The sequence below is a fragment of the Halalkalibacillus halophilus DSM 18494 genome, assembly GCF_000423105.1.
Taxonomy (GTDB): Bacteria; Bacillota; Bacilli; order Bacillales; family Alkalibacillaceae; genus Halalkalibacillus; species Halalkalibacillus halophilus.
Map to the genome: position 1 here is coordinate 85,313 of NZ_AUHI01000008.1, position 23,222 is coordinate 108,534.

Here is a 23,222-nt window from a genome sequence, read left to right on the forward strand (position 1 = left end):
GAATTTATTTATTAGACACAACTTTCTTTTGAATCATTTCTTTAGGTAAAATCACTTGCTTGACTTCCCCTTTTCCAATTAATTGATCATTGTGCCGAGCTTCTATTGTTGTGAGGACTAAATTATCGCGATGTTCTATGAGGGTTGCTGTGAGAGTAATAGTGGTTTGGTACGGGGCAGCGTCGATGTGTTTGACTTGGACAGCTGCACCCATCCCTTCTTCATCGTCTTCTAGAAAAGGGAGAATAATTTTACGTGATACCCATTCCATGTGGTACACCATGGCAACTGTTGAGTAAACCGGGTGAACCACAACGTCTTCAAATCTAGCAAACATATCTTCTGTCACTTGTATTTGGATAGACTCTTGTCGACCAACTTCCATACCAGATTTCATATGATCGCTCACCTTCTAAACAGAATTAAAGCGCTTTCATAAATATTTAAAATTTTATATGACATATTTATAACGCTATTTTATCACTTCGTTATATTCTATTCAATAAATTGTTAGAATAATTAATATTTTCTAATTACTATTTTTCTTAAGCGGTACATTTAGATTGTTCAGTTGTGATTTCATCTGCTCTGAAGCTTGAAATACCATACCTTCGATTAGCTCTTGTACGGTTGGAATATCTGTAATGAGACCTGCGACCTGCCCACTGTTTAAGAAACCATTTTCTAGATCGCCTTCTAAAGCTCCCCTAGCATGGAGTTCTTCTGAAGTCATATTGCGGTAATTGTCTGGAGTAAGGCCTAGCTTTTCTAGGTCAGTAATTTTTTGGGCATAGGGTGTGTTCAGAATTCGTCTGATTTGGCCTACCGTTCGTCCGATAATAATCGTCCCAGTTCCATTTGCTTCTAGCAGTTTATGTTTATAATTTTCATGAAACGGCGCTTCCTGTGTCGCTATAAATCGCGTGCCCATTTGGACGCCACTTGCGCCTAACATGAGTGTTGCTGCAAGACCCTTTCCATCCCCAATGCCTCCTGCTGCAAGGACTGGAATGTTTACATTTTGTACGATTTGCGGGATCAACGTGAATGTGGTGAGTTCTAGGTTCGAATTAATTCCTGCTGCCTCGTACCCTTCTGCAACAAGGAGATCCGCCCCCGCTTCTTCCGCCTTTTTTGCATGTTTAACCGAAGCGACAAGGGTCATCACTTTGATGCCGTGTGCCTGAAGGAGCGGGATATATGGTGCAGGATTGCCCGCAGATAAGGAGACGACAGGAACTTTGTGTTTGATCACTAGGTCGATTAAATCTTCTGAATGTGGTGATACAGCGAGTGCGATGTTCACCGCAAAAGGTCGGTCTGTTAGTTCTTTTGTTTCTGTAATTATTTGTTCGACTTCTTCTGGCGTCATCGTTCCACATCCGATTGTTCCGAGACCGCCTGCGTTCGATACGGCGGATGTGAGCTGTGCATTACTGATGTTTCCCATCCCACCTTGAATGATTGGATATTGAATGTTTAGCATGTTGCATACCTGGTTCATTACCTGACCTCCTTATTTACATGGTGTGTTAAATTCCATCGTTGATATTGTCAAAGCGCTTAGAAGCGGAAGCTTGCCTAGGGGCTTGCACTCAACTAATTTTTCCTCCATTGTCATTCCGGAAAAATGGATTTTCGCGCTACGCTGATCCCTCAGGCGTCTCCGCTTCACGCTCTTCTCCTCTATACAAATCAATAAAATAACAGGGCTGATTTTTTTCTACTTCCCTCTAAAATTCGGTTTGCGTTTTTCGGCAAATGCTTGCAACGCTTCTTGGCGGTCTTCTGTCGGAATCGTGATTTCATAGGCTTTTGCTTCGATGGCGAGCCCTGTTTGAAGATCAGTACTCATACCGCGGCTTATAGCGTATTTAGCTTGCCTGACAGCTACGGGACCGTTTCCTAAAATTTCTCTCGCTAACCGCCCGCATGTTTCCATCAAGCTTTCTTTTTCAACGAATTTCAGTAAAATTCCAAGGTCAAAAGCTTCTTTTACTGAAAATTTCTTAGCGGTAAAAATGAGCTCCTTTGCCTTCATTTCACCTACAATTCGTGGTAGTCTCTGAGTTCCACCTGCGCCAGGAATGATTGCCCAACTCGTTTCTGTAAGTCCTAACTGGGCCTCGTAAACAGCAATTTTAAAATCACAAGCCAGCATTAACTCAAATCCCCCACCGAAACAGTACCCGTTAACAGCTGCGATTGTCGGCATCGGTAATTCTGCTAAGCTATTGGTCATGTCTTGAATGGCTTTCATGTTGCGCCTGACTTCAGATTCGTTTAATGTTTTTCTTTCCTTCAAATCGGCACCCGCACTAAAGGCTTTCTCACCAGCTCCCGTCACTATTAAAACCTTCACCTCAGGATCTACATGAATGGCATGAATCTGTGTCTGCAAATCGCACAGCATTTCGTAATTCATACTGTTCATCGCCGCTTCTCGGTTCAATGTCAAATAACCGATTCCGTTTTCTTTATGAAATAACACCGTCATCTTCCTGACCCCTTATTCGATATTTTCAACCAGCGAGGCAATTCCCTGACCGACACCGACACACATCGTCGCCAAACCATAGGTGGTCTTTTGTTTTTTCAATTCATGGATCAAGGTCGTTAAAATTCGTGCTCCACTAGCCCCTAGAGGATGACCGAATGCAATCGCTCCGCCGTTAACATTCACTTTGGAGGAATCAAGTTCCAATTGACGCATGCATTCTAAAGCTTGCGAGGCAAAAGCTTCATTTAGTTCAACTAATCCGATGTCCTCAACCGAATGTCCGGTTCGATTTAACAACTTCTGTGTAGCATAAATCGGTCCAAGTCCCATCACGGCTGGTTCCAGTCCTGCGGTTGCTCCACCAACAAATTTAACGAGAGGCTTTAAACCAAGCTTCCGGGCTTTATCCGCACTCATCACGAGTAATGCGGATGCACCATCATTCACTCCAGAGGCGTTACCAGCTGTGACAGTCCCACCTTCAAAAATTGGCCGTAACTTCCCTAACTTCTCCAAAGTCGTTGTTGGCCTTGGGTGCTCATCTTCAGTTACTGTAATCTCATTCCCTTTTCGATCATGGTAGGTCACTGGAATGATTTCTTCCTTAAATCGACCTGATTCCATTGCTCTTTTCGCTCGCGTCTGACTTTCGTAAGCGAATGAATCTTGGTTTTCACGCGAGATTTCGTGTCGCTCGGCTACATTTTCTGCTGTTTCGGGCATAGAATCTGAACCATACATCTCTTTTAACTTTTGATTGGTAAAACGCCAGCCAATAGTGGTATCGTACATTTCCATATTGCCACGTGGAAATTCTTTTTCAGGCTTTGCCATCACAAAAGGAGCTCTCGTCATACTTTCTGTCCCGCCAGCTATGAATATGTCTCCTTCTCCAACTGCAATAGCTCGTGCAGCGTACATAACAGCATCCATGCCTGAGCCACATAAACGATTGATCGTTGTTCCAGCCACTTCGACAGGTAAACCGGCTAACAATGTGGACATCCGTGCAACATTTCGATTGTCTTCCCCAGCTTGATTGGCATTACCTAATACGACTTCTTCCACTGATCCAGGTGCCACACCAGGATTCCGCTCCATCAGTGCTTTTATCACAATCGCGCCAAGGTCATCCGGACGAATGCTTTTAAGGGCCCCTTTATATCGACCAATCGGCGTTCTGACTGCATCTACAATCACGACTTCATTCATTTCTTAACCAACTCATCTTTCTCGGTGTAATCGTACACGCCTTTTCCAGATTTACGGCCTAAACGACCGGCTTTTACGTATTGTTCCAGTAACGGCGCTGGACGATATTTTTCACCTAAAGTTTCGTGTAAGTATTTAAGATTATTTAAACGGGCATCCAAACCAACTAAATCACCGAGCTCGAGCGGTCCCATTGGGTAATTCAGCCCTAGTTTAACCGCTTTATCGATATCTTCCGCTGTTGCTACGCCTTCTTGGAGCATATGAAAAGCTTCGTTTCCAACTAACGCGCTAATTCGACTTGTTACAAAACCAGGGAATTCATTCACTTCAACCGTTTCTTTGCCCATTTGTTTGGATACAGCTTGGATGATTGCAACCGTTTGATCATTCGTTTCCAAACCACGCACAATCTCTACCAATTTCATTTTGTGAACGGGGTTAAAGAAGTGCATGACAGCTACTTGATTAGGGCGGTTTGTAAATGACCCTAACTCTGTTGGACTAATGGTAGATGTATTTGAAGCTAGAATCGCGTGTTCAGGCGCATGGGCATCTGCAGTTTCTAGCAGTCTTTGTTTCAAGTCTCTTCTCTCCGGTACGGCTTCAATCAGTAAATCACAGTGCGCTACGGACACTTCAAGCTCTGTTGACGTATGCAGATGGTTTAATAATTCCACCTGCTTTTCTTTAGTTATTTTTCCAATCTGAATGCCTTTATCAGACGTTCGTTTAGCGTGCTGGTAGGCTTGGTCCAACTGTTCCTCCGACACATCTACTAAGGTCGTGTTGAAACCTGAAAGGGCCGAGACATAAGCGATGCCCCGCCCCATCACACCAGCACCCACGACTGTAATGTTTTGGATCGCCATGGACACTCTACCTTTCTTTCTAACCTATATTTTTTTATACGTTAAACGGGTTAAGAGGCTTTGCTCCGTAATAGGATAGGACACTCTTATCTTCCATATATAAATCTAGTGTTTCGACCGTTAACTCACGTCCGAAACCGGATTGTTTATATCCACCAAATGGGGTTCCAGGAAATGCCGAGAACGGGCTATTAACCATCACAATACCTGCCTGAATTTGGTGGGCAACACGTGTTGCTCGACCTTGATTCGTCGTCCAAATAGCTGAACCTAAACCGTATTTCGTGTCGTTCGCACGTTTAATCACTTCTTTTTCATCTGTAAACTTCTCCACAACGACCACTGGCCCAAAAATTTCTTCCTGAACAGCTTTCATATCAGGTGTGACATCGGTAATCACAGTCGGTGCATACCAATGACCTTCTTCGTGACCTTCTGGATAGATTTGTTTCCCACCTGTCGCGATCTTTGCACCATCTTGGACAGCTGATTGGACATAGCCATCAATGATTTCTAATTGATCCTTACTAATGATGGAACCAAGATGCGTTCCTTTATCCATTGGGTCACCTGACACAAGTTTCTCCGTCTTTTCAATGAATTTTTCCATAAACTCATCATAAATCGATTCGTGCACGAACATTCTAGAACGCGCTTCACACGACTGTCCTGTATTGAAGAAAATCCCGAATAACGACCCAGCTACAGCTGCTTCCATGTCGGCATCTTCAAACACGATGTTCGGAGATTTTCCACCTAGCTCTAAAGTAAGACGCTTCAATGTTTGCGAAGCCTTTTCCATAATGTCTTTACCTGTAGGCGTTGAGCCGGTAAAGGCAACTTTATTCACATCTTCATGTTGTACTAAGTAATCCCCAACAACTGCACCAGAACCAGGAACGGTATTCACCACACCTTCTGGCACACCCGCTTCATGGCAAATTTCATTTAAGATAATCGCTGTAATTGGTGTTAAGGATGCAGGTTTAATAATTACCGAACAACCTGCTGCAATTGCCGGAGCAATCTTCCAAGCCGCCATCATCATTGGATAGTTCCATGGGATAATTTGTGCACATACTCCTAAAGGCTCCTTATGCGTATAGTTGAAGAAACCGTGTGGCATGTTATTAACTTCCCCGCGGTGACCGACAATAGCTCCCGCGTAAAATTCAAAATCCTCAATTGACTGGTTAATTTGCACGGTTGCTGCTCCTACAGACTTCCCACTGTTCAGAACTTCCATCTCGACTAATTCTTTAAAGCGCGAACGCATAATGTCAGCAATTTTATTCATAACACGAGCTCGTTTGCCTACTGGATACTTACGCCACTTTCCATTGTCAAAAGCGTTTCGTGCCGCTTGAACTGCTTTTTCAGCATCTTCTTCGTTTGCTTTTGCGACGGTTGCAAGCGTCTCCCCTTTTGCTGGGTTAAGCGTATCAAATGTGTTTCCTGAACTACTTTCTACACGTTCTCCGTTAATGATCATTGCGTAATGCTGGCGCTTCATTTCGCCAACTTCTGTAATCGCTTCTTTTGTTAATTCCATTTCAAATCGCTCCTTTTATCAATCTATTGACCTGTATATGTCGGTTGACGTTTTTCTTTAAATGCTTGCACTCCTTCGCGATGGTCTGTGGATTGGCCTGCGATGCGCTGAGCATAGGCTTCTTTTTCCAAAAATTCATCGTAGGACTCATGCATGCTATCCATCATGTAACGCTTCACGAGTGCGATTGAGGTTGTTGGCATGTTTGCTATGTTCTGGGTAAACGCACTTACTTGTTCCTTCCACTCACTCTCTTTCACAACTTCTGTCGCCAACCCTAATTCGTGCGCTTCCTGGGCCTTCATCGGTTTTCCTAAAACGGTTATCTCCATTGCTTTCGCATATCCGACTAAACGCGGTAAGTGATACATCATACCAGAATCCGGTACGAGGCCGATTCCAACAAACGCACTTAAAAACTTCGCATCCGAACGCATCAACCTAAAATCACAAGCTAATGCTAAACTCATGCCAGCCCCTGCTGCGGTTCCATTTACAGCTGCAACAGTAGGTTTCGCCATGTCTTTTAGCTGTTTTAACATAGGTTGGTAACGTGCCCTTAAGAACTCTGCATGATTGGTGTCCTCATCTACATCCTGCAGATCTTGCCCCGAACAAAAGGCTTTTCCTTCGCCTGTAAACACAACGCAACGAACGCCTTTGTTTTTGTTAGCAACTTTTAAAGCCTTGGTAATTTCGTGATTCATTTCTTTTGTAAACGCGTTATAAGCTTTGGGACGATTCAACGTAATCGTAGCTATGCCATCCTTTTCGTCATAAAGAATTGTTTCATAACTCATCTTTTACACCCCTTTAAAATGAGGAGGTCTTTTTTCCACAAATGCTTTCATGCCCTCCTTTTGGTCCTCGGAATCAAAAGCTAAATAAAAGTTCTTCCGCTCGAGTTTCATGCCTTCCATAAGTGACAGATCTTCAGCTGCATGAACGGCTTCTTTAATAAATCGAACAGAGATTGGTGCCTGTTCAGCTAATGCTTGCGCAAAACGCATCGACTCTTCGTACACAAGCTCGGAAGCTACTACTCTATTAACAATGCCTAATGATTTTGCTTCATCTGCTTTAAACGATTCGCCAAGCCAAATCCACTCTAACGCCTGGCGCTTCCCAATCACTTTCGTCAGTAACTGCGTCCCACCTGCACCAGGCATGACGCCTAACTTTACTTCCGGGAATCCAAATTTGGCATCTTCACCAGCTATGATGAGGTCACAATGTAGGGCCAATTCAAAAGCACCCCCGAGGCAAAAGCCATTTACCGATGCAATCAAAGGTTTCTTTATTAACGTCATCCGGTCCCATACAGCAAAAGGGTTCGCAAGCTCCATGGAGAGTGGCGTTTCTTCCATCATTTCATCAATGTCCGCTCCTGCTGCAAACACTTTTTCATTCCCTTTAATTATCATGACTCGGATATCCGTATTTCGATCGTACGCTTCCAGTTGTTCCACAATTTCATCTACCATCTGCCGGTTTAACGCATTCAATACGTTTGGACGATGAAGCTCAATCACGCCAACTTGACCCTCTTCATAAACCTTAATTAACGGATGGGACATTGACTTCCTCACCAATCACTAAAGTCACAATATCACCGGCAAATTTCATAACATCCTTACCCGACGCTTTTCCTTCATCCGTTTTCATCGCTGCTTGTAGTGAATCATGGTCTTCATAGAACATTTCACAAAGTAAGTAGTAATCTGTCTCCCCCATTGGCGATCCAACAATTTTCGTTACTTTCATGTCTTTAAGGCCTGGAATCTTCTGTGTAATCGGCGTATGTGTGTTGAAGTAATGCTCATCAAACTTTTCTTGATCCTCCGGTTTCTTATAAATAGCGATTAATTTTACCATTTAAATTCCCCTCTCAATTTTTAAGTAATTACGTAATCCACCACGGGCTTCATGGCTTCAAACGGGTTTCTACAGGAAGTACAATACAATATACTTCTGCATGCCGTTGGTCCGAACACATTTTCCATCGAGGTGTAATCAGATCCACAATATGGGCAATCCACGGTCCACTCTTCTCCAGGTTGATAGTTCTCAGGTGGAGGAGCTATGCCGTGCTTCTTCAATTGTCGTTTGCCTTCTTCCGTAATCGCATCGGTTGACCATTTTTCTTCAAATGAAAAGTGAACTTCACAGCTTTCAACCCATGTCATCTCTTCAACGGCTGTTTTGACGTTTTTCTTAATGAAATCAAGCGCTGGACACCCTGCGAAAGTTGGGGTCATCGTGATAAAAACGTCACCTTCCTTCACAAGGACATCATGCACCATACCTAAATCTGCGACACTTACATTCGGAAGCTCTGGATCATCGACAGTTCTTAGCACCGCACGAATCTCCTCTTGTTTCTGACTCATTGGCATCACCTCCTAAAACCTGACTTACCAAATTGCTTCCTTATCACTTAAATAAACTTCAGATAACGTTGCTAAAGCTTGATCTAAATCCTCCGTATGTTGACCTTCGCGGCCACTTCCGAATTTTTTCCCAAGTGGCTCAGAAGGCAAGTTCGGAATCGTTTTCGCCACTTCATCCATCCATCTCTCTTTTAGCTCCTCTTCTCCAATGATTAAGTCAAAGTGCTCCATTTCAGTTGCTTGGAAACCAAACTCTAAAACATCCCCGAACTCTTCCCACGCTTCATTCAGTCTTGCTTCGATTCGATCGCGGGCCTCTTCTGTTGAATTCAATAGCTGGTTCATCCAAATTCTCCAGTGAGCTAAGTGGTAGGGCTGTTCCATCAACACTTTTCCTGCAATATTCGCAAGTGGCTTATAGGAGCTTTTTGTAATCGCTTCCAATTTCACTTTTTTAAATGTTTCATATAGAAAATGACGGACAACAGTTAACGCCCAGTCATAATATGGTTCTTCTAAGTAATTGCCTTCACCGTTTCTCTTCTCTAAGTAAATCCCGTTACGCCTGACGTCCGGGTGACGTTCATGTGCCAACAAATCGATTTCGCCTTCACCTAAATCCTCTAACAACTGATAAAACATAAATGCATGCCCCATTGTATTCTGGGTAATGGATGAAAAGGCGACATCTTCTTCGATATGAGGAGCTAAACCAAGCCATTCAGACCCACGAAACGAAATGAGAAAATCATCATCTGCTAACTGGTAAATTAACTCTTTTAGTGCTTTAGAATATGCTACATCTTGATTCGCCTCTTCTGCTGAGTTCACCGTCATCACTTCTTCACCTCTTTCCACGAGAGGATCTCTTTTTCATCCAACATGCCTTGTTCTTTCTCTTTCCATTTTTGTCTTAAGTAACCGTAACCTTTCGTCTTACGGTAATCTTTGTTATCCAATCGTTTCGTCCACTGTGCCCGTTCTTCACTCGTCATTCGGCGGACATCACTTCGCTTCACAACCCACACATCAAGCACATCTTCACGACGCATGAAATTTTCAACCGCCATACTTAAGGCCATCTCTTCATTTGGAGCAAGTAGGCTAAATTGATGCTGAACCGGTGACTTGGTGCTTTTTTTACTAAAAACTTCATACTCTTGATAAAAATTTGATTCATTTGTATTGCTCATCAATTCCTCTCCCTTCTAAGTCATGACCTGATCTTTTGCTAACGCCTGGCGTACCCAGCGATTATTTTCGTATGCGATTTCTCTTAAGCGCAGTCGCTCTTTGGAACGTGGTCCTTTATTTTTAATGATCTGTTTAAATTCATTCCAGTCTGGCTGCTGGTAGATCCACTGTTCTTGAGCTTCATCATAATGAACCGTTTCATCGGGTACGGTTAGACCTAACGAAAACACGCGTGGCAAATACTTATCCAAGAAAGCTTGGCGTAATTCTTCATTAGAGCTTTTGCGAATTTTATATTTAATCATAATGTTTTGTTTCGATGACCCGGTTGTATCAGCAGACGCCGGACCAAAGAACATGAGAAGTGATGGCCACCATCGATTTAATGATTCTTGTAAAATCTCACGTTGGTAATCTGTCCCTTCTGCTAAGGCCATGATGATCGCTTCCCCGTGCTGCGCGTGGAAAACTTCCTCCTGACAAATGCGTTGAAGGGCGCGTTGATAAGGGCCATAAGACGCATCTAACATATTCGTTTGAGAAATAATCGCCGCTCCGTCAACGAGCCACCCGACCATACCGGCATCCGCCCATGTTTTTGTTGGCATATGAAAGACGTTGTGGAACTTTAAATCTCCACTAAGTAGATCTTCCATGATGTCACCACGGTCTTTTCCGTAAGGTTGCATTAAATCTTCCGCTACACGTAATAACAGTTGCCCATGTCCCATTTCATCTTGCACTTTCGCCATAATCCCAAGCTTACGTTTCATCGTCGGTGCCTTAGGCGTCCACTCCTTTTCAGGGAGCGCCCCCATAATTTCACTAATTCCGTGCATCGAGATCAGTTTGATTAATCCTTGGCGATAGTCTTCCGGCATCCAGTCATCTGGTTCGATTTTCTCCCCAACTTCAATTCGTGCCATAAACTGCTCATATTTCTCTTGATCGTCTATATTGTCATTGGAAATTTCCGAACTGCCATACTCTATATAGTTATACATATAGCAACATCTCCTTATTACGTTTCTTTAACGTTATAGTACCAAATTGTTATATGTTTGACAATAAGAAATTATAATTTTCAAAAAATTAAACATAACAATATAATACTTACATCAATTCTATGAACGTAAAATGCAAGAAATTCTTTTATTCTTAAGCCTTTCGTAAAATTAATCCATGAATATTAATTTGTTTTGTAGTAAAATAATCACTACACTCAACTAGATAATGAAGGAATGAATTACATATGGATAAACAGTTTAATACACGTTCGATGATTTTTACGTTATACGGAGATTACATACGGCATTACGGAGATGTGATCTGGATTGGTAGTTTAATTAAATTACTTAAAGAATTTGGACATAATAGCCAATCTGTGCGCACAGCCATCTCTCGCATGCATAAACAAGGCTGGGTACAATCTGAAAAACGCGGTAATAAAAGCTATTATTCGTTAACAGACCAAGGTCGAGCACGCATTGATGAAGCTTCCAAACGAATCTATAAATCTGAATCCCCATCGTGGGACGGCACCTGGCGAATTTTAATCTATACCATTCCAGAAGACGAACGTCATTTGCGGGATGAGCTAAGGAAAGAGCTTGTGTGGAGTGGATTCGGATTGCTTGCCAACAGTTGTTGGATCACTCCAAACCCATTAGATGAACAAGTTAATCGGTTAATTGAAAAATATGATATTGCAGACTATGTATCATTCTTTAACGCGTCCTATGAAGGAATGAGTGACGCTAAAACCCTAGTAGAAAAGTGTTGGGATTTAAGTGAGGTCAACCAAAAGTATTCAGATTTCATCAAAGAATACAGTGAAAAATATTACCTGGATAAGAATAAGATTGAAAAAGGCGAGATCAGTGACGGGGAATGCTTTATGAAGTGTGCAGCACTCGTGCATGAGTACCGCAAGTTTTTATTCGTCGACCCTGATTTACCCACGGAGCTTTTGCCAGATCAGTGGTTGGGCGACTCAGCTGCAGCGCTTTTCTCTGATTATCACAAATTGCTGGACGGACCTGCGATTCGGTTTTTTGAGTCTGTTTTTGAATAGGCAAACAGCAGTGTAGGAAAGTACAACTAAAAAGAGTTTGTTTTCAGTAAAAAGCGACTGCTCCTTTCGAGCAGTCGCTTTTAAAGTGAGATGTGTATATATTTTTTTTGCTAAAGGGAGTATAGAATCCGATAATGGGACTATAGAATTTTAAAATGGGGGTATAGAATCTGATAATGGGAGTATAGATTCAAATAACCGGACTATAGGAATATAACACATGCCGCCAAGATTTATGCGATGCACACGGAAAGATGGATCTCTAACTCATAATAATAATTCGTGCTACGTACCCGATTGCAATGGCTATAATGATACTAATTAAAGTACCAATCAAATAATATTCTGCGAAGCGACGATCCTCAAATTGCTTGAATCTAGTTAAAGATTTAATCGCGAGTAAAACGGTCACGCCCATCACCGAGTTAGCGACAACAAACATCGATATGAGAATCCGTTCAAGCATTCCGATATACCTTCCTAATTGATAATCGGAATCGGGATAATACGTGCGTGATTTCTTAACTATTTTCCTAGTAGGATCTTCATCCACTTCCTCTTCTACCACATGCTCACTGGAATTAGGAGGCGCAATTTTCTCCAGTACAATACTTAAAAATCTTCCCGCTACAAGAGTGTTTATTAGGATTAAAATTATTACGGCAATGATTTTTTCACTAATGGTGAAACCTATAAAACTATCAATATTTAATAGATTTACACTATGAAGAACAACGGTTATAACAATAATGTGTAAAAGTTGATCTATGATAAAAGAAAATACTTTCACCCGTTGACGCGAAAACTTTGTATTTACGGTAACCTTCAACCAATCAATCATGTAATGCAGTAACAAAATCAAGATTGTAGCAAAAAGTACCTGGCCCATTAATTGAATCGTTAAGCTCTCTGAAACAAGTATCCATACTAGCAGCAGTACGTTATAAACGATTAGATGTATCCCCACATGCTTTATTAAGGTGGTATGTCTAATCTTACTCTTTTCATGCGAACGATTATCTATCATTTTATTTGATTGTAAAACGAAATCAGATATAAAATGACCGAGTAGAATCAACAGAAAATATATCATCATTTAACCACCTTTTACTTTGATTCTAACTGTTCTTGATAGTACTTCAGTAGTTCAAGAAGTGATTGTTCGATTTGATTTGTTATTTCATAATGCGATGCTTTCAAATGATTACTCACACTGGTCTTCGGTGATTTATAACCGAATTTTTCTCCAATTTCTTCATATGTTTTTGTAGGATTCTCTTCAATCGCTTGAATGATTTGTTTTTGCTTTTTACTTCTTTTATCTGTATAGGATCTCATAATAAAATATTGGCTATTAAGAGACTGATAAGGCACTTCATCTGAATAAAAAAACGTATGATTGCTGCTCATTCTCCACACTCTCGCCTCTACCTTATTACCTTTTGCAAAATGATCGCGCGCTTTTAAAGCATTGGCTATAGCGCTTCCGTTAGCAACATCCATATTACTTTTGTTACTTGTTTCAATTCTCCCAAACCCACAACCAATATAAAATGATAATATATTATCATTTTCAACCATTTTTTCGATTGCTTTAATGATAGGCATGCTTTGATTGAATTCTTTTATAACCCCAATTAGCTCATCCCCTTTTCTGACTTCAAAAGGAATGAGCAAACTGTCTTTAAATTGGTAATTAAGTTTCTCACTATATGTTAGAAGAGTCGCCTCTACCTCTTTTACATCAAGAGTTCTCGACTTGATTACATCCATTGCAATACATGCATAATATCTCATTTCAAACCCCACTTTCTCGTGTACATCTAATAGTTCACGTAAAATACGTGTACTTTAATTAGTACATTTATTAAAGGTGTACTTTAAGTGTAGCATATAGTCAAAACATTATCCATATAAATAAAATAACACAGAACATTTGTTCTGTGTTATTTTATTTCTTTTCAAAGAAAACCCTGTAGGCTGACTTCTACTATTGAATTTATCGTTTCACTTCTTCAAAAACCTCTCTATCTCGAAACTCTTGCCCCTTCTTCGCATACGTTTCAATTGTATCATGTATCATTTCCATATCCTGATCCGTTAACTCTCGCACGACTTTACCAGGCGAACCGAGCACTAAGGAACGCGGGGGAATTTTCTTACCTGGCGAGACTAAGCTATTCGCGCCAATAATCGAGTATTCACCTATTTCTGCCCCATCTAAAACCGTAGTGCCCATGCCAACCAAGACACCTTTTCTTAGTGTACATCCATGTACAATCGCATTGTGACCCACAGATACTTCATCTTCGAGTGTTAGTGGGAATTTTTCATATAAGTGAGCCATAGAATTCTCTTGAATATTACACCGTTTCCCGATTCGAATTGGCCCCTCGTCCCCTCTAACCGTGACATTGAACCAAATGCTGGATTCTTCCCCAATTTCAACATCACCAATGACTTGTGCACTGTCTGCAATAAAAGCTGTATCGTGAATTCGTGGAGTCTGTTCCTTATAACGATAAATCATATGGACCCTCCTATTATTTTATATTTTTAATATAACACAAAAGATGCCAGCCGTTTTAATTTCATAATACGTTGACAGGCAAAAAGTAGTTTTGTATTCTTTTATATAACATATAATTTAATGAGCGTTATTAAATCGTTATACTCTTAGGGAGGGTATTATATGAAAACATATGATATTACCATTATTGGTGCAGGTCCAGTTGGGTTATTTACCGCGTTTTATGCAGGAATGAGAGAGGCGTCCGTGAATGTTATTGATAGCATGCCACAGGTCGGAGGACAATTATCAGCACTTTACCCTGATAAGTATATTTACGATGTGGCCGGCTATAAAGGTGTTAAAGCCCAGGACCTTGTTGATGACTTATACGATCAAGCGCAAACCTTCTCACCAACGATCCACCTAGAAGAATCCGTCCTTCAGGTTCAGCGACTAGAAGAAAACCTCTTTGAAATTACGACCACAAAAGGCTCACACTTTTCTAAAAGTATCATCATCACTGCCGGAGCAGGGGCCTTCCAACCACGCAAACTAAAAGTAGACACAGCTGTTTCCTATGAAGGGAAAAATCTACACTACTTTGTTAAAAATTTAGAAGACTTTAAAGACCGGCGTGTACTCGTTTGTGGAGGAGGAGATTCTGCAGTTGACTGGTCCCTTGCTTTAGAACCAATCGCAAAAGAGGTCACATTGATTCATCGCCGACCACATTTTCGGGCACACGAGCATAGTGTCACGCGGCTCGAACAGTCCAATGTCAATGTTGTTACCCCATACGAGGTCGGGGAATTCTTGGGAAGTGAAGATTCTATTGAACAGGTTGTGTTAAAAGAAGTAAAAGGAGAGTCCACCCAACTCCTAGAAGTGAACGATGTCCTCGTGAACTACGGCTTCGTCACCTCATTAGGACCAGTTAAAGATTGGGGACTTGAGGTCAAGAAAAACTCAATTCTCGTTAATTCCAAAATGGAAACCAACATCCCTGGTATCTTTGCAGCAGGTGATGTATGTACCTACGAAGGAAAAGCCAAACTCATCGCCACCGGATTTGGCGAAGCACCAATTGCGGTCAATCATGCGAAAGCGATGATTGATCCGAAGGCGAAGCTTAATATTCATAGTACGCACTTGTTTGCGAAGTCATAAAATTGAATATGTACATGATTTAAAAAGCCCCTGATTCAGATAGTTTTAACATTAACTATCTGAATCAGGGGCTTTCAGCTTTTTTAAAATTCATTGTTCTATTGCACTCAAATAAAGCCTTAATGTACCTTCGACTTCTTTAGCAACCAACTTAATAAATGAATCATATTCTTTCTTTGTATGCGCTCGATCTAATGCTTCATAATAATCTAATCGATTTTCCACCTTAATCACTGTGGGAGGGAAACCAGCTTTCATCAACTCTAGATTTAATAACAACCGTGAAGCTCTTCCGTTTCCATCAACAAATGGGTGAATGCCAACAAAGAACGCATGCAACATAGCTCCACGTTCAACTGGGTGTAGCTGTGATGTTCCTTCCTGATTATACCATTCAATCAACTGCTCATCGACATTTAGCTAAAAACTCTGTAATTGTTACTAAGACAACTAATTATTCTTTTTATTCACTGCCTTAATGACCCTAGCCATGAATTCTGAATTATTTACAATAAGCAACATAATTTGTTTTCTTGCACGGGTAACTGATTGATAAAACATTCGTTCGGGATCATAATGATTTTTTCCTCTAACAGCAAGACGACCACTTTCACCATAGTAAAATGTTGACCCCACTAAAACAAGAACCTTATCAAACTCTTGCCCCAAAACCCCATGCGCATTTAACCCTCTATGTAGTCTCATCTTTTCGATTAACTGACCGTTCCAATTTTCCCCCGTATAGTCGATGACCTGCCATCCTTCTGTTTCCATGCCCTCTGCAAATCCTCTAGCTTTACTAATATCATTAAAGTAGTGAATTGACATATTATCGGTATTATTGCAGTAATGCATGTAATTTAAGTTAAATAAACCTTTTATAAAAGCGGCAAGTTCTTTATTTGTTCTAATCTTTTTACTTAGCTTATATTCTTCAATACCTTCCAAGGTCATAAGTGTTTTTTTATTATCGTAATTCCATTCTTGAAGAGAGAGAATTTGCTTCGGATCTATCGAAAATATGCAAAAAATATCATTTTCATTCACATATTTAATAAGATAGTTTAGTTGGTAAGGTCTCATTCTTTGCGTCTCATCAACAAAAATAAAATCTGGTTTGAGGTTTTCAATTCCCTTAAAGTCTTTTATAGGAATGATGTTCCATTGATATTGTTGCTTCAATTTCAAATGCCCTATATTTAAGGTTCCCGTATGAATAATGACAGTATTATAATCCTCAATAAATTCTTTTGCTAAATCGTAGAGTAATAATGTTTTTCCGGTTCCTGGAAGTCCGTCTATGATTGTAAATTTTGCACAACTATTTACAATAGCTTCTTTAAACTCCTGTTGTTGTTTTGTCAAAAAATAGGATCCACTAATGAACCTTTTACTATCATTGAAAGGTGACACCAAATAATCGGATGGTTCAAATAATTCATCTAAATTCGAATGGTGCTCCAACTTTTGACTCGTCAAAATTTTTTCAAATACATCAAATTGTATTTGTTGAAAGTTTTGATCATCGTCTAGTTGATAGAGAGTGTTATCTTCTGCGACATATGTAAATGACTTTATTTTCTTGCCTAAGGAAGCCAAATAGTACCGATTCATAATTAGTTGTTCCTTTGCGTCATCTACTTTCAATATTGATTTTATTTCAACATTTAAGATATAGTTTTCTCCAAATCTTAGTAAGTCGAATTCCTTGTCTATTTGTGGTATCTTGTAACCTAAATAAAAATATCCAAAATATTTATCTTCAATATCTAAATTATCTATAAACAGTGAAACCTGTTCTATCTCATCTTTTCTTAAATGAAAATCAAAAAAATCCAAAAGTTCTTTAAAAATCTCTTCAGATAAAGAGTTAAAACTGCTTACTAAAGAGTTTAAATCCATGGGTTTCTTCAAAATTCTCACCTACACATTTCAATTCCTTTATTTAGTATATATTACCATATAAATATAGTTAATAGTACCTCTCTTTTGGAATATTAGGATAGAAGCTCTATCATTTTCTATGTAACCATAACCCCTGAAGGAACCATTAATTTTGTTAATAAAAAAGCATGTCACTGTCATTCGACACTTTAACCAAATAGGAGTTGTAAACTCGTAATACAGAGTTAAATGTCGATACTTCAAAAATGATTACTTAACTGTAACCATTTCAACTTACCTAAATCAACAAACATCCCTCCAAAAACTTTTTACATCAGTAAATTTCAAGCTATGGTTATCTAATATAGACCTTATACTTGATTTTTCTTCTTCTGTGAAAAAATAATAATTGACGCTTTTAATTTTATTGTTATTCTGAATAGCTTGAAATATATGATTATCATTGAAAGGAGATAAGCCTAATATGTTTAATTCACCCTGGATTTCCCCGAAATTTTCCAGTGCTTTATTATAATTAAAATTAAGAGTGTTTTCCTTTTGCTTGATTCTTATTGCATGATAAAGATTTCTAACCAACTCATTCTCTGCCATTTCCCACTCTAGTATTTCATTTTCTAATTCAGGCTTTTCTTTTAACCCACTTATGAATTTATTCATTCCTTTATTAGCACTCTTCATAGTATCAATATTAAATTTTTTATTTTCACCTGAATATGAAGTTAATGCATCCGAATATAGATGACCAAAGTCTTCTATTAATAAATCTATGCTTTTTGTAGGAGCATCAGGTAATTTATTACGTAAACTCTCAGGATTATAAATATCTGATAGAGTATGGAAAGAACCGTGAATGTATTCGATATCTTTCTCAATCACCTTCTCAACATTCCAATCATAATTAGTAGTATAGATACAATCAAAATTGTTTAAAAACTCAATAAATTCTAAAGAGAATTCTTTATATAGTTCTTGGATTTGTCCGTTATTATAAATTGCATCAAGGAAAAAAACTCTTAATGCTTCCTTAAATTGATATCGATCCGAACTATTAATTTGATACTTGTTACAAAATAAAATGTGAATCAAAAAATAGTCTTCAAGTCCAACATCATGGACTTTTGTATTGCTGTTAAAGTTATTATACCTCTCCTTAAATTTTATCAATGATTCTTTTTGTTCATTTGTAAAAACTAAGTTATCGTAAATACCATATATAACTTTCTTAATTTCTTTATGTAGAATTAGTAAGTATTCCTTTATCTCCCTTGGATAGATTTCTTTAGGGAAATCCTTTGTGTTTACATTGTTAATTGCTCTTTTTATTATTTTTGCGTTTGTGTAATCCCTGCCGCCAAATTGTATTGTTACTCCATTACCGTAAATTAAATGCTTCATACTATCACCATTACTTTCTACCAAATTATATTTTATAATTTCTCTCTATTAAACACCAAATTCTTGCAATTGTTAATTTAAGAAGAGGCACTTTTACCAGGTGGCAACCTAAAATGCAATCATTCTCATCCCGCCCACAAACCCAAATTCCTCAATCTGCTTGCAAATAAAGTCTTTAGCGACTCCCCCAATTTTCTCAACTTTTCTCGAAAAATATTCAAAATTTCATTTTGTGAACAAAATAGTCTTGTATAAAAATTATGGGAAACCCCTGATAAATAAGGATTTCCCACTTTTCTTCATACTCTCTTACAAAACTTTATTCTCATGATTTCGGGCGATTTCACAAATGTTTATTCACAATTCAAGACTTTATTGTTGGGCTACATTAAGCCCTCTCCAACAAACAAACCGACTCCACATGATAAGTCTGTGGAAACATATCCACTGGCTGGATTTCTTTCACTTTATACCCGTTCTTAACTAAGTATTTCATGTCTCTCGCCTGAGTTTCCGGGTTACAAGATACATACACCACGCGCTTCGGCTTCAATTTCACTACACTTGATAAAAAGGCTTCGTCACTTCCACTTCTGGGAGGATCCAATATGACGACATCCGCTTTTTCACCACGAGAAGCCATTTCCGTCATGAACTCGCCGGCGTCACCTTGGTAAAAGCGTGCGTTTTGGATGTCATTCCGTTTGGAGTTACGAATCGCATCTCCAACAGCATCTTTATTTTGTTCTACTCCAATGACGTTTCCTGCTTTTTCACTCGCTATTAATCCAATCGTTCCAATTCCACAATACGCATCAATGACGGTTTCTTGTCCGGTCAATTGAGCCATTTCAATCGCTTTGCCGTACAATTTCTCTGTTTGTGGTGGGTTGATTTGGTAGAAGGACTTGGAGGAGATCTCAAACGTCAGTCCACCAAGGGTATCGGTAATTGTCCCTTTGCCATAAAGAACCTTTTCTTGATTTCCAAGCACCACGCTCGTATCACGGTCATTGATGTTGAGTAACACCGTAGAGATTTGAGGGTGTTTCTCACGTAATAGTTTCACAAAGTTTTTCTGTCCTGTGAAAATTGGCGAGGCAGCAACAAGGACGACCATGACTTGTCCGCTTTCTTTGCCAACTTTAATCAAGACATGGCGTAAAAATCCTTTGCCGGTATCCTCGTCATACGGCTGCATTTTATACTTTTTCATAATGCGTTTAATCGTTTGGGCGATGTCATCGGCTTGTGGGTCTTGAATAAGACATTTGTCAATATCAATGATGCTATGAGAATTAGACGCATAAAGACCACCAATGATTTGACGGTCATTTGTCATAGCATATGTCATGTGACTTTTATTTCGATAATCATACGGATGCTTCATCGTCATGATCGGATTCGGCTTACCAAAAGGTTTCATCAATTTATTAACGACATCTTGCTTAAAATCATTTTGAGCCTGGTTGCTCATATGCTGAAGCTGGCAACCTCCACACTCATAGTAATACGGACAAGGTGGCGTCACACGGGTTTCGTGAGCCTTAATGATACGTTTCACTTTTGGATTCGCAAAGCGCCCTTTGGCATTAACCAAAATCTCAGCTTTCTCTCCAGTTAATAGGTGCGGAACCTCAAGCTGTTTACCTTCCCATTCCACAATACCCTTTCCGTCACTGGTAAGTTCTTTACAAGTTACCATAGCAGTCACCTTATTCTCATTACGTTTTTGAGGCTTCGGTGGACGGGAATTGTTTTTCGGTGGTCCAGATTGCTTTTGGGCTTGTTTCTTATTATTCTTTTTCATTCGTTTATTTTCGCGTTGTCTACGATTTGTCATAAGCACGACCTAACTTCTTTGTAGTATTAATACTTCATTATATATGACTGAAGGTAAACGGTAAAATATATTCGTCCTATGCAAGACAGCCTATGAATCCAATAAGCGATCACGATCGGCAGTGAAGCTTACAGTTAACCAATGCTGGTGACCACGCTGACTTAATGTATCTTCTAATCGCCTGCGGAAACGGTCTTGTTGTTGAATCGAAAATGATGTTTCGCCATCAACTAATACATCCATCTCAATAAACAATACCGCTCCGACTTTCGATACCCTTAACTGATAATCAATTGCCACTGAGTTATTTACAACACTTTCGATTGCTTGGCTCACATCACTTTGGATTCCCTCATGCGGCGCCATATCGAGCACCTCTTTAAACGCATCCACCATTCCAAGTAACGGAACTTTCAAGAAATAAACAGATGCCATGACAACCATCAGTGGATCTACGTACGGGATCAAACGATCAACCCCAACCGTCTGTAAGATTAGTGCAATGATAAATCCAGCAAAAACTGCAGCACTCAATATAGAATCCATTCGCCACTGATTCGCCTCCGCTTTCACAAAACCGGATTGCCCAGCCTTACTATTTAAATATCGAAAGTACCCAAAACAAGCAACCGTAGCGAAAAAAGCGTATGCTGTTGCAATTCCAATAGCCGTCTCACGTCCACCAGATATCAGCGCGTCAACAGCTGAAAACAATGCGCCTAAACAAAGCATAATAATAGCCGCATACTTCACAATGATGACCAGCGGCTCGATCATTTGCTTTCCATATGGAAAACGGACCGGATCTTTTTTATTTATAAACCTCGCTGCAAGTAAAGACATGAGTGACAATCCGACACTGATGAATGAATACAGCCCATCAAATAACACCATTTGAGAAGAACTGATTAACCCCAATGCAACACCAGTTATAGAAAATAAGACCGCTCCCCAAATAGAAATCATCAGTAGCCGATTCTCTGAAACCATAGACAATGTCGTTCACTCCCTACTTATTTGTTCTCTAAATTCTTTTTCTCACGTAACAAATCTTGAAATAATTGGTCTAGCTCTTCCGTTGGTTCTATACTTAATTGACTAAGGACATTCGTTATTTCCATTTCCACCCTCAACAACTCCTCTTCATACCTTGAGTGCTGAGTTGTCGATACGGATTGACTTTCTATAAATTTTCTATAATCCTCATCAAAAATAGTGATATGGTCATTTTTAAAGGAAAATATTCTAGTAGCTGTATTTTCTAAGAATCTCCTGTCATGAGAGACATAAAGGATGGTTCCAGGGTAATCTTTGAATAAGGATTCTAATGATTCAACGGCATCAATATCTAAAAAATTTGTTGGTTCATCTAAAATGAGAACATTCGCATCACTTACTAACAGCTTACCTATTGCTACTTTAACACGCTCTCCTCCACTCAACACATGAATTGGTTTAAAGACTTCACCACGAAAGAAACCTAGTCGAGCCAAAATAATTCTTATTAAAGATTCATCCTGAGAAGATGTTTTTCTAACATTAGTCAGTATGTCCTCCTCCTCATTTAATACTTCAAGCATTTGGCTAAAGTATCCGATTGATACAGAAGGTGATATTCTAATTTCTTCTGACTCGCTCATTATCTTTTTTAAAAAGGTTGTCTTTCCAGCTCCGTTAGGTCCAATTATCGCAACTTTTTCACCTGCTTTAATGGAGAAATCGATTGGATTCCAAAGTTTCTTTCCTTCTATCACACCGGCTAGCTTTTCCCCTTTTATAATCGTCCGATTCTTTAGTTGATTTTCATTAATGAGCTCCATTTTAATGGGTGGATCCTCTTTCTTCTTTTCAACTTTTTCTAGTTGATCAAGTCGTGTTTGAATGGATGAAACACCACTATGGAGCTTCTTTTGCTTTTTTGCAAAGTATGGTTTTGCCCCGGTTATTCTTGCTTCAGAGGACGAAACACTCTTTGGCTTATAAGTAGCCCTTTCAGCCTTCCTTTCTTTTTGAATCATCGCATCTTCTAGTTGTTTACGTTTTTGAACATATTTTTCATACCTTTTTTCATGATGCTTAATCTCCAACTCTTTTTGTTGTTGATAAGTTGAATAATCTCCCTTATAAATGTGAACCTGCCCATCTTCCATTTCCCATATTTGAGAACACACTTCATCCAAAAACTTTCGATCATGAGACACGACAATGCAGGCACCTCTGCACATTTTTAAACGTTCCTCAAGTCTCTCTACATTTTCTAGGTCAAGGTGGGTTGTCGGTTCATCTGCTACCAGAAGACCCGCTGACTGAGACATCGCGTCATCGATCGTAGCCAGAGATATTTCACCACCACTCTTCTCTTCATTATAAGGCTTCAACTGAGGGATGTATGATACCTCAGTCCTTCTTTCCACAAACCCTGTAGTTGGTTCTTCAAATCCAGCCAATACACGAAGGAGCGTTGTCTTACCCGCCCCATTCGCCCCAACAAGTCCAATTCTGTCCTTATCCTGTATAGTAATTTGATCTATATGGAATAATGTCCGATCTCTGACTTCACAACGTACATCTTGTAAACGAATCAATGCCATATCTATCTACTCCTT

The 23,222-nt window shown here is 39.6% G+C and carries 24 protein-coding genes; 2 read left to right on the top strand and 22 right to left on the bottom strand.

Annotation, left to right across the window (positions count from 1 at the left end; translation table 11 throughout):
* Positions 1 to 4: 4 nt before the first annotated feature.
* The 13 genes from G532_RS0106135 to paaA form a co-directional block, all read right to left on the bottom strand.
* Complete coding sequence (locus tag G532_RS0106135) at positions 5 to 397, bottom strand: thioesterase family protein (RefSeq protein ID WP_027964009.1); 393 nt, start codon at positions 395 to 397, stop codon at positions 5 to 7.
* Positions 398 to 529: 132 nt separating this feature from the next.
* Positions 530 to 1,504 carry an NAD(P)H-dependent flavin oxidoreductase gene (locus tag G532_RS0106140; RefSeq protein WP_027964010.1) on the bottom strand — a complete coding sequence of 325 codons (975 nt, stop codon included), beginning with the start codon at positions 1,502 to 1,504 and terminating at the stop codon, positions 530 to 532.
* Between the two features lie 219 nt (positions 1,505 to 1,723).
* On the bottom strand, positions 1,724 to 2,497 hold the full coding sequence (locus G532_RS0106145) for an enoyl-CoA hydratase-related protein (protein WP_027964011.1): 774 nt from the start codon (positions 2,495 to 2,497) through the stop codon (positions 1,724 to 1,726).
* 12 nt (positions 2,498 to 2,509) lie between these two features.
* Complete coding sequence (locus G532_RS0106150; RefSeq protein ID WP_027964012.1) at positions 2,510 to 3,712, bottom strand: acetyl-CoA C-acyltransferase; 1,203 nt, start codon at positions 3,710 to 3,712, stop codon at positions 2,510 to 2,512.
* On the bottom strand, positions 3,709 to 4,584 hold the full coding sequence (locus tag G532_RS0106155; protein ID WP_027964013.1) for a 3-hydroxyacyl-CoA dehydrogenase: 876 nt from the start codon (positions 4,582 to 4,584) through the stop codon (positions 3,709 to 3,711). Before G532_RS0106155 ends, G532_RS0106150 begins: the two co-directional genes overlap by 4 nt.
* Before the next feature lie 34 nt (positions 4,585 to 4,618).
* Positions 4,619 to 6,136 (bottom strand): aldehyde dehydrogenase family protein, encoded by a 1,518-nt coding sequence (locus G532_RS0106160; protein WP_027964014.1) that lies wholly within the window; start codon positions 6,134 to 6,136, stop codon positions 4,619 to 4,621.
* Positions 6,137 to 6,159: 23 nt separating this feature from the next.
* On the bottom strand, positions 6,160 to 6,936 hold the full coding sequence (locus G532_RS0106165; protein WP_027964015.1) for an enoyl-CoA hydratase-related protein: 777 nt from the start codon (positions 6,934 to 6,936) through the stop codon (positions 6,160 to 6,162).
* A 3-nt stretch (positions 6,937 to 6,939) separates the two neighbouring features.
* On the bottom strand, positions 6,940 to 7,713 hold the full coding sequence (locus tag G532_RS0106170) for an enoyl-CoA hydratase/isomerase family protein (RefSeq protein WP_027964016.1): 774 nt from the start codon (positions 7,711 to 7,713) through the stop codon (positions 6,940 to 6,942).
* On the bottom strand, positions 7,694 to 8,011 hold the full coding sequence (locus G532_RS0106175; protein WP_027964017.1) for an EthD family reductase: 318 nt from the start codon (positions 8,009 to 8,011) through the stop codon (positions 7,694 to 7,696). The genes G532_RS0106170 and G532_RS0106175 overlap by 20 nt, the downstream gene beginning before the upstream one ends.
* 20 nt (positions 8,012 to 8,031) lie before the next feature.
* The gene (gene paaD, locus G532_RS0106180; protein ID WP_027964018.1) at positions 8,032 to 8,526 is read right to left on the bottom strand and encodes a 1,2-phenylacetyl-CoA epoxidase subunit PaaD; all 495 of its coding nucleotides are present in this window, start codon (positions 8,524 to 8,526) and stop codon (positions 8,032 to 8,034) included.
* Positions 8,527 to 8,550: 24 nt separating this feature from the next.
* On the bottom strand, positions 8,551 to 9,384 hold the full coding sequence (gene paaC / locus G532_RS0106185) for a 1,2-phenylacetyl-CoA epoxidase subunit PaaC (protein WP_027964019.1): 834 nt from the start codon (positions 9,382 to 9,384) through the stop codon (positions 8,551 to 8,553).
* Positions 9,363 to 9,719 (bottom strand): 1,2-phenylacetyl-CoA epoxidase subunit PaaB, encoded by a 357-nt coding sequence (paaB, locus tag G532_RS0106190; protein WP_027964020.1) that lies wholly within the window; start codon positions 9,717 to 9,719, stop codon positions 9,363 to 9,365. Before paaB ends, paaC begins: the two co-directional genes overlap by 22 nt.
* A 15-nt stretch (positions 9,720 to 9,734) precedes the next feature.
* Entirely contained in the window at positions 9,735 to 10,724 is a 990-nt protein-coding gene (gene paaA, locus G532_RS0106195; protein WP_211220357.1) for a 1,2-phenylacetyl-CoA epoxidase subunit PaaA, read from the bottom strand.
* Positions 10,725 to 10,972: 248 nt separating this feature from the next.
* Here paaA and paaX point away from each other — a divergent pair, with 248 nt between their 5' ends.
* Positions 10,973 to 11,794, top strand: coding sequence for a phenylacetic acid degradation operon negative regulatory protein PaaX (gene paaX, locus G532_RS0106200; RefSeq protein ID WP_027964022.1), 822 nt, complete (start codon positions 10,973 to 10,975; stop codon positions 11,792 to 11,794).
* A 262-nt stretch (positions 11,795 to 12,056) separates the two neighbouring features.
* Here the strand turns inward: paaX and G532_RS15610 are convergent, their stop codons facing one another.
* The 3 genes from G532_RS15610 to G532_RS0106215 all read right to left on the bottom strand — a co-directional run bounded on the left by G532_RS15610 (position 12,057) and on the right by G532_RS0106215 (position 14,324).
* Positions 12,057 to 12,887 carry a DUF3307 domain-containing protein gene (locus G532_RS15610; protein WP_051189083.1) on the bottom strand — a complete coding sequence of 277 codons (831 nt, stop codon included), beginning with the start codon at positions 12,885 to 12,887 and terminating at the stop codon, positions 12,057 to 12,059.
* 14 nt (positions 12,888 to 12,901) lie between these two features.
* The gene (locus G532_RS0106210; protein WP_027964023.1) at positions 12,902 to 13,591 is read right to left on the bottom strand and encodes a SatD family protein; all 690 of its coding nucleotides are present in this window, start codon (positions 13,589 to 13,591) and stop codon (positions 12,902 to 12,904) included.
* A gap of 202 nt (positions 13,592 to 13,793) precedes the next feature.
* Positions 13,794 to 14,324 (bottom strand): gamma carbonic anhydrase family protein, encoded by a 531-nt coding sequence (locus tag G532_RS0106215; protein ID WP_027964024.1) that lies wholly within the window; start codon positions 14,322 to 14,324, stop codon positions 13,794 to 13,796.
* Positions 14,325 to 14,486: 162 nt separating this feature from the next.
* Here G532_RS0106215 and G532_RS0106220 point away from each other — a divergent pair, with 162 nt between their 5' ends.
* Positions 14,487 to 15,473 (top strand): NAD(P)/FAD-dependent oxidoreductase, encoded by a 987-nt coding sequence (locus G532_RS0106220; RefSeq protein ID WP_027964025.1) that lies wholly within the window; start codon positions 14,487 to 14,489, stop codon positions 15,471 to 15,473.
* 90 nt (positions 15,474 to 15,563) lie between these two features.
* On the opposite strand, the gene G532_RS14875 is transcribed toward G532_RS0106220, so the two are convergent.
* From G532_RS14875 to abc-f, 6 genes are all read right to left on the bottom strand, one after another.
* Positions 15,564 to 15,875, bottom strand: coding sequence for a Fic family protein (locus G532_RS14875; protein WP_084500592.1), 312 nt, complete (start codon positions 15,873 to 15,875; stop codon positions 15,564 to 15,566).
* Between the two features lie 48 nt (positions 15,876 to 15,923).
* A complete protein-coding gene (locus tag G532_RS0106230; RefSeq protein ID WP_245570116.1) occupies positions 15,924 to 17,396 on the bottom strand; it encodes a DNA/RNA helicase domain-containing protein in 1,473 nt (490 codons plus the stop codon).
* A 264-nt stretch (positions 17,397 to 17,660) separates the two neighbouring features.
* Entirely contained in the window at positions 17,661 to 18,773 is a 1,113-nt protein-coding gene (locus G532_RS0106235) for a hypothetical protein (protein ID WP_027964027.1), read from the bottom strand.
* A gap of 388 nt (positions 18,774 to 19,161) precedes the next feature.
* Positions 19,162 to 20,616: a 23S rRNA (uracil(1939)-C(5))-methyltransferase RlmD gene (gene rlmD / locus G532_RS0106240; protein ID WP_027964028.1), complete on the bottom strand. Its 1,455-nt coding sequence runs from the start codon at positions 20,614 to 20,616 to the stop codon at positions 19,162 to 19,164.
* Between the two features lie 90 nt (positions 20,617 to 20,706).
* Positions 20,707 to 21,606, bottom strand: coding sequence for a cation diffusion facilitator family transporter (locus tag G532_RS0106245; protein WP_027964029.1), 900 nt, complete (start codon positions 21,604 to 21,606; stop codon positions 20,707 to 20,709).
* Positions 21,607 to 21,629: 23 nt separating this feature from the next.
* Positions 21,630 to 23,207 (bottom strand): ribosomal protection-like ABC-F family protein, encoded by a 1,578-nt coding sequence (abc-f, locus tag G532_RS0106250; protein WP_027964030.1) that lies wholly within the window; start codon positions 23,205 to 23,207, stop codon positions 21,630 to 21,632.
* Positions 23,208 to 23,222 lie beyond the last annotated feature (15 nt).

Bases quoted from the DNA above. Each gene is read 5' to 3' on its own strand.
- G532_RS0106135 (WP_027964009.1), bottom strand. From the start codon at position 397: ATGAAATCTGGTATGGAAGTTGGTCGACAAGAGTCTATCCAAATACAA.
- G532_RS0106140 (WP_027964010.1), bottom strand. From the start codon at position 1,504: ATGAACCAGGTATGCAACATGCTAAACATTCAATATCCAATCATTCAA.
- G532_RS0106145 (WP_027964011.1), bottom strand. From the start codon at position 2,497: ATGACGGTGTTATTTCATAAAGAAAACGGAATCGGTTATTTGACATTG.
- G532_RS0106150 (WP_027964012.1), bottom strand. From the start codon at position 3,712: ATGAATGAAGTCGTGATTGTAGATGCAGTCAGAACGCCGATTGGTCGA.
- G532_RS0106155 (WP_027964013.1), bottom strand. From the start codon at position 4,584: ATGGCGATCCAAAACATTACAGTCGTGGGTGCTGGTGTGATGGGGCGG.
- G532_RS0106160 (WP_027964014.1), bottom strand. From the start codon at position 6,136: ATGGAATTAACAAAAGAAGCGATTACAGAAGTTGGCGAAATGAAGCGC.
- G532_RS0106165 (WP_027964015.1), bottom strand. From the start codon at position 6,936: ATGAGTTATGAAACAATTCTTTATGACGAAAAGGATGGCATAGCTACG.
- G532_RS0106170 (WP_027964016.1), bottom strand. From the start codon at position 7,713: ATGTCCCATCCGTTAATTAAGGTTTATGAAGAGGGTCAAGTTGGCGTG.
- G532_RS0106175 (WP_027964017.1), bottom strand. From the start codon at position 8,011: ATGGTAAAATTAATCGCTATTTATAAGAAACCGGAGGATCAAGAAAAG.
- paaD (WP_027964018.1), bottom strand. From the start codon at position 8,526: ATGAGTCAGAAACAAGAGGAGATTCGTGCGGTGCTAAGAACTGTCGAT.
- paaB (WP_027964020.1), bottom strand. From the start codon at position 9,719: ATGAGCAATACAAATGAATCAAATTTTTATCAAGAGTATGAAGTTTTT.
- paaA (WP_211220357.1), bottom strand. From the start codon at position 10,724: ATGTATAACTATATAGAGTATGGCAGTTCGGAAATTTCCAATGACAAT.
- paaX (WP_027964022.1), top strand. From the start codon at position 10,973: ATGGATAAACAGTTTAATACACGTTCGATGATTTTTACGTTATACGGA.
- G532_RS15610 (WP_051189083.1), bottom strand. From the start codon at position 12,887: ATGATATATTTTCTGTTGATTCTACTCGGTCATTTTATATCTGATTTC.
- G532_RS0106210 (WP_027964023.1), bottom strand. From the start codon at position 13,591: ATGAGATATTATGCATGTATTGCAATGGATGTAATCAAGTCGAGAACT.
- G532_RS0106215 (WP_027964024.1), bottom strand. From the start codon at position 14,324: ATGATTTATCGTTATAAGGAACAGACTCCACGAATTCACGATACAGCT.
- G532_RS0106220 (WP_027964025.1), top strand. From the start codon at position 14,487: ATGAAAACATATGATATTACCATTATTGGTGCAGGTCCAGTTGGGTTA.
- G532_RS0106235 (WP_027964027.1), bottom strand. From the start codon at position 18,773: ATGAAGCATTTAATTTACGGTAATGGAGTAACAATACAATTTGGCGGC.
- rlmD (WP_027964028.1), bottom strand. From the start codon at position 20,616: ATGACAAATCGTAGACAACGCGAAAATAAACGAATGAAAAAGAATAAT.
- G532_RS0106245 (WP_027964029.1), bottom strand. From the start codon at position 21,606: ATGGTTTCAGAGAATCGGCTACTGATGATTTCTATTTGGGGAGCGGTC.
- abc-f (WP_027964030.1), bottom strand. From the start codon at position 23,207: ATGGCATTGATTCGTTTACAAGATGTACGTTGTGAAGTCAGAGATCGG.